Origin of the sequence: Kitasatospora sp. NPDC049285 (assembly GCF_040678815.1) — a bacterium.
GTDB lineage: Bacteria > Actinomycetota > Actinomycetes > Streptomycetales > Streptomycetaceae > Kitasatospora.
The window spans coordinates 115,905-122,549 of sequence record NZ_JBFAQR010000016.1; the positions used below are offsets into that span (position 1 = coordinate 115,905).

Sequence of the window (6,645 nt, forward strand, 5' to 3'; positions counted from 1 at the left end):
ACAGCGCGTCGGGCGGCGCTGACGGCGCGTCGGGTGCTGACGGGCCGTCAGACGTTCACCGGGGCGGACGGGCGGGACGGGTTGCGCGGGCTCGGGTGGTCGCCCGGATCGGTGGCCGGGCCGGGCAGCTCGCCGCCCAGCGCGCGGCGCACCGCGGCGTCCAGGTCGAGCCGCCCGCCGAGCCGGAAGGCGTCCGCGTACTCCTGCTCGGTCAGGCCGGTGCGGGCCCGCTGCTCGCACTCGCGGTGCGGGCCGTTGAAGGTGCGGGAGCCGAAGAACGGGGTGCCGACGGCCTGCCAGAGCCGGTGCGCGGCGCCCTGCAGCACCCGGGCCTCGCGCAGGTCCGAGTCCGGGCCGTCGGTGGCCAGCAGCGCCAGCAGGTCCATCGCGAGGACGATGCCCAGCAGGTCGCGGAAGAGGTACTGCAGCCGCATCGACTCGCGGGCGAACGCCCGGGCCAGCCGCAGCTCGCCGGCCGACCACTTGGCGTACGCCATCGCGTAGAGGCAGTAGCCGTACGCCCACTGCTCGCCGTGCTCCTCGCAGATCTCCCGGACCCGCTCGGTCCACGCCTCGCCGTTCTCCTCGTCGCCGAGGAAGAGGTAGGCCAGGGCGAGTTCGAACATCGCCATCAGCACGTTGGAGTTGAGCTCGCCGAGGGTGTTGTAGTGCCACAGCGCCTCCTCGAACAGCTCGGCGGCGCGCTGCGGTTCGTCGCCGATCAGGGCCGCGCAGCCCTGGCGGTGCACGGCGTACGCGAGGGCGCGGTCGTCGCCGGTGTCCAGGGCCTGGCGGCGGCACTCCTCCAGGGCGGGGCGGGCCCGCGGCAGGTCGCCCTGCAGGGTGGCGAGGTAGCCGGTGACCCACAGGGCCTTGGCCCGGGCGTCGGTGGGCTCGGGGGCGAGGGCGAGCGCGCGGTCCAGCCAGTGCCGGCCCTCGCCGAGGTGGCCGGAGCCGACCCAGAAGTACCAGAGGGTGCCGGCCAGGACGAGGGCGAGCTGCTCCTCGCCGGGTTCGGCGAGCGAGAACTCCAGGGCGGCCCGCAGGTTGGCGTGGGCGAGCCGGGTGCGTTCGGCGGTCTCGGCCTGGCGCGGGCCGAACCACTCCACCTCGCCCCAGGTGGCGACGCCCAGGTACCAGTCGCGGTGCCGGCGCAGCAGCCGGTGGTCGTCGCCGCCGGCCCGCAGCCAGTGGCCGCCGTACTCGCGCAGGGTGTCGAGCATCCGGAACCGGACGCCCTGCTCGTCGCCGAGCCGGACCAGCACCGAGCGGTCGACCAGCGAGTCGACGAGTTCCAGGACGTCGTCGGCGTCCAGGCCGTCGCCGGCGCAGACGTACTCGGCGGCGTCCAGGTCGAAGCCGCCGGCGAAGACCGACAGGCGCGACCAGAGTAAACGTTCCTGCATGGTGCAGAGTTCGTGGCTCCAGCCGATCGTGGTGCGCATCGTCTGGTGCCGCGCCGGGGCGGTGCGGTCGCCGCCGGTGAGCAGCCGGAAGCGGTCGTCGAGGCGGGCGGTGATCTGCTCCACCGACAGCGCCCGCAGCCGCCCGGCGGCCAGCTCCACCGCCAGCGGGATGCCGTCCAGCCGGCGGCAGAGCAGCGCCACCTCCGGGCGGTTGCGGTCGGTCAGCCGGAAGCCCGGCAGCACCGCGGCGGCCCGGTCGGCGAACAGCACCATCGCCTCCGCGTCGGCCCGCCCGCCGGCCGGCTCGACCGGCAGCGGGGCCAGCGGCAGCAGGTGCTCCCCGGCGGCGCGCAGCGACTGGCGGCTGGTGGCCAGCACCCGCAGCCGCGGCGCGGCCCGCAGCAGCGCGTCCACCAGCTCGGCGCAGGCCTCCACCTGGTGCTCGCAGCCGTCCAGCACCAGCAGCAGCCGGCGGTCGGCGAGCTGCTCGACCAGCACGTCCAGCGGCGGGCGGGCGGTGTGGTCGGTCAGCCGCAGCGACTCGAGCACCGCGTGGCCGACCAGCAGCGGGTCCTGCACCGGGCCGATCTCCGCCAGGTGCACGCCGTCCGGGAAGTCGGCGGCGGCCCGGCGGGCCGCGCGCAGGGCCAGCCGGGTCTTGCCGACCCCGCCGGGCCCGGTCACCGTGACCAGCCGGGACTGCGTCACCAGCCGTGCCAGCGCGCCCAGTTCGGCCCGGCGGCCGACGAAGCTGGTCACCTCTGCGGGCAGCCCGCCCCGTGGGTCCGGTGCTGCCGACATGCCGCTCAAGAGACGCCCCCGTCACGAGAACTGGAAACCGGTCGGCCCGCGTTCCGCGAGCCAACCCCCCAACGAGCCGACCTGGCGGTAGGTTACGCGCCGTGTTCGCACACCCGACCGGTTCGCGCCGGGCCGATATCCGGTCGGGGAGCGACCGGCAGTCACGGTAGGGTTCACTTCCGAGGTGGTCGCCTCGGAAACGCACAGGCGAGGGAGCGCGCGAAGGTGTCCGTGGGAGAGCTGGCCGGGCTGCTGGTCGCCGTCTTCTGGGCGGTCCTGGTCACCCTGCTCGCCGTCGTGCTGGTCCGGCTGTCCAAGGTGCTCCGCGAGGCCACCGTCCTGGTCTCCGCCGTCACCGAGCAGGCCGTCCCGCTGCTGACCGACGCGAACGCCGCGGTGCGCAGCGCGCACGAGCAGCTGGAGCGGGTCGACGAGATCACCGCCAACGTGCAGGACGCCGCGGCCGACGCCAAGGCGCTGTCCTCCACCGTCGCCGCCACCCTGGGCGGGCCGCTGGTGAAGATGGCCGCGTTCAGCTACGGCGTGCGCAAGGCGGTGGCCCGCCAGCAGTCCGGCCTGACGCTGCCCCAGCAGGCGGGCGAGCGCGAGGAACTGGCCCGGCTGATCCGCGCCGAGGTGCGCGCCCAGGCGGCGCCGCGCGGCGGCCTGGTGGCCCGGATCCGACGGGCCGTGAGGGGCTGACGGACCATGGTGCGCAGGATCTTCTGGATGGCGGTCGGCGCGGGCGCCACCGTCTGGGCCATGAACAAGGCCAACGAGGCGGTGCACCGCCTCACCCCTGACTCGCTGTCAGGCACCGCCGCCCGCGGCGCCCTCCGACTCGGCGACACCGCCAAGCGGTTCGCCCGCGACGTGCGCGCCGGGATGGCCGAGCGCGAGGAGCAGCTGCGCGCCGAGCTCGGGCTGGACGGCACCGCGGTGGTCGAGCCGCCGCGCCGCCGCGCGCTCGGCGGCGCGGCCGGCGACGGCGGGGCCCGAGCTATCTCGGCGGCGCCGGGCTCCCCGGCCGCCGCCCTGCCCCCGTCGCGCGCAGAGCGCAGCACCACCCCCCAGAGAATCGTTGCGAAGGCCCGCCGGCGCGAGCTGCCGGGCAGCACGACCGATCGGAAGGACCCCCACTGATGGAGTCGGCAGAGATCCGCCGCCGCTGGCTGCGCTTCTTCGAGGAGCGCGGCCACACCGTCGTACCGTCGGCCTCGCTGGTCGCCGACGACCCCACCCTGCTGCTGGTCAACGCCGGCATGGTGCCGTTCAAGCCGTACTTCCTCGGCGAGGTCAAGCCGCAGTTCTCGCGCGCCACCAGCGTGCAGAAGTGCGTCCGCACCCTGGACATCGAGGAGGTCGGGAAGACCACCCGGCACGGCTCGTTCTTCCAGATGTGCGGCAACTTCTCGTTCGGCGACTACTTCAAGGAAGGCTCGATCAAGTTCGCCTGGGAGCTGCTCACCACTCCCGTCGCGGACGGCGGCTACGGCCTGGAGCCGGAGAAGCTCTGGATCACCGTCTACAAGGACGACGACGAGGCCGAGCAGATCTGGCGGGACGTCATCGGCGTGCCCTCCGAGCGGATCCAGCGCCTGGGCATGAAGGACAACTTCTGGTCGATGGGCGTCCCCGGCCCGTGCGGCCCGTGCTCGGAGATCAACTACGACCGCGGCCCCGCGTACGGTGAGGAGGGCGGCCCGGCGGTCAACGGCGAGCGCTACCTGGAGATCTGGAACCTGGTCTTCATGCAGTACGAGCGCGGCCACGGCGACGGCAAGGACGGCTTCGAGATCCTCGGCGACCTGCCGAGCAAGAACATCGACACCGGCCTCGGCCTGGAGCGGCTGGCCGCCATCCTGCAGGACGTCGACAACCTCTTCGAGATCGACACCAGCCGGATGATCCTCGACCGCGCCGCCGAGCTCACCGGTCACACCTACGGCGCCGACCACAAGTCGGACGTGTCGCTGCGCGTGGTCACCGACCACTTCCGCACCGCGCTGATGCTGGTCGGCGACGGCGTCACCCCGGGCAACGAGGGCCGCGGCTACGTGCTGCGCCGGATCCTGCGCCGGGCGATCCGCAACATGCGGCTGCTGGGTGCCACCGAGCCGGTGGCGCAGGAGCTCATCGACATCTCCATCAAGGCGATGGCCCCGCAGTACCCGGAGCTGGAGATCGACCGCAAGCGCATCGAGACGGTCGTGGTCGCCGAGGAGACCCGCTTCCTGCAGACCCTGCGGGCCGGCACCAACCTGCTGGACGGCGCGGTCACCGAGGCCAAGGAGGCCGGCCACGCCGCGCTCTCCGGTGAGAAGGCGTTCCAGCTGCACGACACCTTCGGCTTCCCGATCGACCTGACCCTGGAGATGGCCGAGGAGCAGGGCCTGGCGGTCGACGAGGCCGGCTTCCGCCGCCTGATGCAGGAGCAGCGCGACCGCGCCAAGGCGGACGCCAAGGCGAAGAAGATGGGCCACGCCGACGTCGCCGCGTACCGCGAGGTCGCCGACAAGTCGGGCGCGTCCGTCTTCACCGGCTACAGCAACACCGAGGGCGAGGCCACCGTGGTCGGCCTGCTGGTGAACGGCGTCCCGTCGCCGGCCGCCACCGAGGGCGACGAGGTCGAGATCATCCTCGACCGCACCCCGTTCTACGCCGAGGGCGGCGGCCAGCTCGCCGACCACGGCCGGATCCGGCTGGACTCCGGCGCGGTGGTCGAGATCCGCGACGTGCAGCAGCCGGTGCCGGGCGTGATCGTGCACTCCGGCGGGGTGCTGTTCGGTGAGGTGGTGCTCGGCGCGTCCGCGTACGCCACCATCGACATCGAGCGCCGCCGGGCCGTCTCGCGCGCCCACTCGGCGACCCACCTGACCCACCAGGCGCTGCGTGACGCGCTCGGCCCGACCGCCGCGCAGGCCGGTTCGGAGAACGCGCCGGGCCGGTTCCGCTTCGACTTCGGTTCGCCGGCCGCGGTGCCGGGCTCGGTGCTGACCGACGTCGAGCAGAAGATCAACGAGGTGCTGGTCCGCGAACTCGACGTCACCGCCGAGGTGATGACGATGGACGAGGCCCGCAAGCAGGGCGCCATCGCGATGTTCGGCGAGAAGTACGGCGACTCGGTGCGCGTGGTCACCATCGGCGACTTCTCGAAGGAGCTGTGCGGTGGCACGCACGTCGGCAACACCGCCCAGCTGGGCCTGGTGAAGCTGCTCGGCGAGTCCTCGATCGGCTCCGGCGTGCGCCGGGTGGAGGCGCTGGTCGGCGTCGACGCGTACAAGTTCCTGGCCCGTGAGCACACCGTGGTCGCCCAGCTGACCGAGCTGGTCAAGGGCCGGCCGGAGGAGCTGCCGGAGAAGATCTCCGGGATGCTCGCCAAGCTGAAGGACGCCGAGAAGGAGATCGAGCGCTTCCGCGCCGAGAAGGTCCTCGCGGCGGCCGCCGGCCTGGCGGAGAGCTTCGAGGACGTCCGCGGCGTGGCGCTGGTCGCCGCCCGGGTCGCCGACGGCGTGGGCGCGGACGAGCTGCGCAAGCTGGTGCTGGACGTCCGCGGCCGGCTGGGCTCGCGCCCGGCCGTGGTCGCCGCGTTCACCGTGGCGAACGACCGCCCGCTGACCGTGATCGCCACCAACGAGGACGCCCGCTCGCGTGGCGTCAAGGCCGGCGAGCTGGTCCGCACCGCGGCCAAGACGCTCGGCGGCGGCGGTGGCGGCAAGGACGACGTCGCGCAGGGCGGCGGCACCAACCCGGGTGCGGTCGCGGACGCGATCGAGGCCGTGCGCGCCCTGGTCGCGGAGCGCGCCTCCTGATGACGGGTCTTTCGGAGCAGCCCGAGGGTCAGGTCTTCCGGCGGGGCCGCCGGATCTCCGTCGACGTCGGCGACGCCCGGATCGGGGTCGCGTCCTGCGACCCCGACGGGCTGATCGCCACGCCGGTGGAGACGGTGCCCGCCGGGGGCCGCTCGCAGGGCCGTCTGAAGGAGATCGTCGAGGAGTACGACGCGATCGAGGTGGTGGTCGGCCTGCCGCGTTCGATGAGCGGCAAGGAGGGCCCGGCCGCCGCCAAGGTCCGGGCGTACGCCGGCCGGCTGGCCGGGGTGGTCGCGCCGGTCCCGGTGCGGCTGGTGGACGAGCGGATGACCACCGTCACCGCGGCCCAGGGCCTGCGGGCCTCCGGCCGGTCCGCCAAGAAGGGCCGCTCGGTGATCGACCAGGCGGCGGCGGTGGTGATCCTGCAGAGCGCCCTGGAGGCCGAACGGGTGAGCGGTCGCCCGCCCGGTGAGAGTGTCGAACCGGTCATCTGATCGACCCGGCTTAGGTTCCGATCGGGGGCCCGGGGGGGGGGGGGGGGGCGGGCGGGCCCCCCCCCGAGGGCCCCCCCGGGGCCGGCCGTGGGCCCCCCCGCACAACCCCCCCCCCCCAGAGGGAGGGCGGGG

5 protein-coding genes are annotated in these 6,645 nt (G+C 74.0%); 4 read left to right on the plus strand and 1 reads right to left on the minus strand.

Translation table 11 applies throughout. From position 1 onward, the window contains the following. Positions 1-47: 47 nt before the first annotated feature. Positions 48-2,207: a regulator gene (locus AB0K51_RS13950; RefSeq protein ID WP_363454033.1), complete on the minus strand. Its 2,160-nt coding sequence runs from the start codon at positions 2,205-2,207 to the stop codon at positions 48-50. Between the two features lie 225 nt (positions 2,208-2,432). Here AB0K51_RS13950 and AB0K51_RS13955 point away from each other — a divergent pair, with 225 nt between their 5' ends. Genes AB0K51_RS13955 through ruvX form a run of 4 tightly spaced genes read left to right on the plus strand, consistent with a single transcriptional unit; the run spans position 2,433 to position 6,513 of the window. Beyond that, the gene (locus tag AB0K51_RS13955) at positions 2,433-2,909 is read left to right on the plus strand and encodes a DUF948 domain-containing protein (protein ID WP_363454035.1); all 477 of its coding nucleotides are present in this window, start codon (positions 2,433-2,435) and stop codon (positions 2,907-2,909) included. Positions 2,910-2,915: 6 nt separating this feature from the next. Then, the gene (locus tag AB0K51_RS13960) at positions 2,916-3,350 is read left to right on the plus strand and encodes a DUF6167 family protein (protein WP_363454037.1); all 435 of its coding nucleotides are present in this window, start codon (positions 2,916-2,918) and stop codon (positions 3,348-3,350) included. Continuing rightward, complete coding sequence (alaS, locus tag AB0K51_RS13965) at positions 3,350-6,019, plus strand: alanine--tRNA ligase (protein WP_363454039.1); 2,670 nt, start codon at positions 3,350-3,352, stop codon at positions 6,017-6,019. Before AB0K51_RS13960 ends, alaS begins: the two co-directional genes overlap by 1 nt. Next, a complete protein-coding gene (ruvX, locus tag AB0K51_RS13970) occupies positions 6,019-6,513 on the plus strand; it encodes a Holliday junction resolvase RuvX (protein ID WP_363454041.1) in 495 nt (164 codons plus the stop codon). The genes alaS and ruvX overlap by 1 nt, the downstream gene beginning before the upstream one ends. The last annotated feature ends 132 nt before the right edge of the window (positions 6,514-6,645 follow it).

Bases quoted from the DNA above. Each gene is read 5' to 3' on its own strand.
- AB0K51_RS13950 (WP_363454033.1), bottom strand. From the start codon at position 2,207: ATGTCGGCAGCACCGGACCCACGGGGCGGGCTGCCCGCAGAGGTGACC.
- AB0K51_RS13960 (WP_363454037.1), top strand. From the start codon at position 2,916: ATGGTGCGCAGGATCTTCTGGATGGCGGTCGGCGCGGGCGCCACCGTC.
- alaS (WP_363454039.1), top strand. From the start codon at position 3,350: ATGGAGTCGGCAGAGATCCGCCGCCGCTGGCTGCGCTTCTTCGAGGAG.
- ruvX (WP_363454041.1), top strand. From the start codon at position 6,019: ATGACGGGTCTTTCGGAGCAGCCCGAGGGTCAGGTCTTCCGGCGGGGC.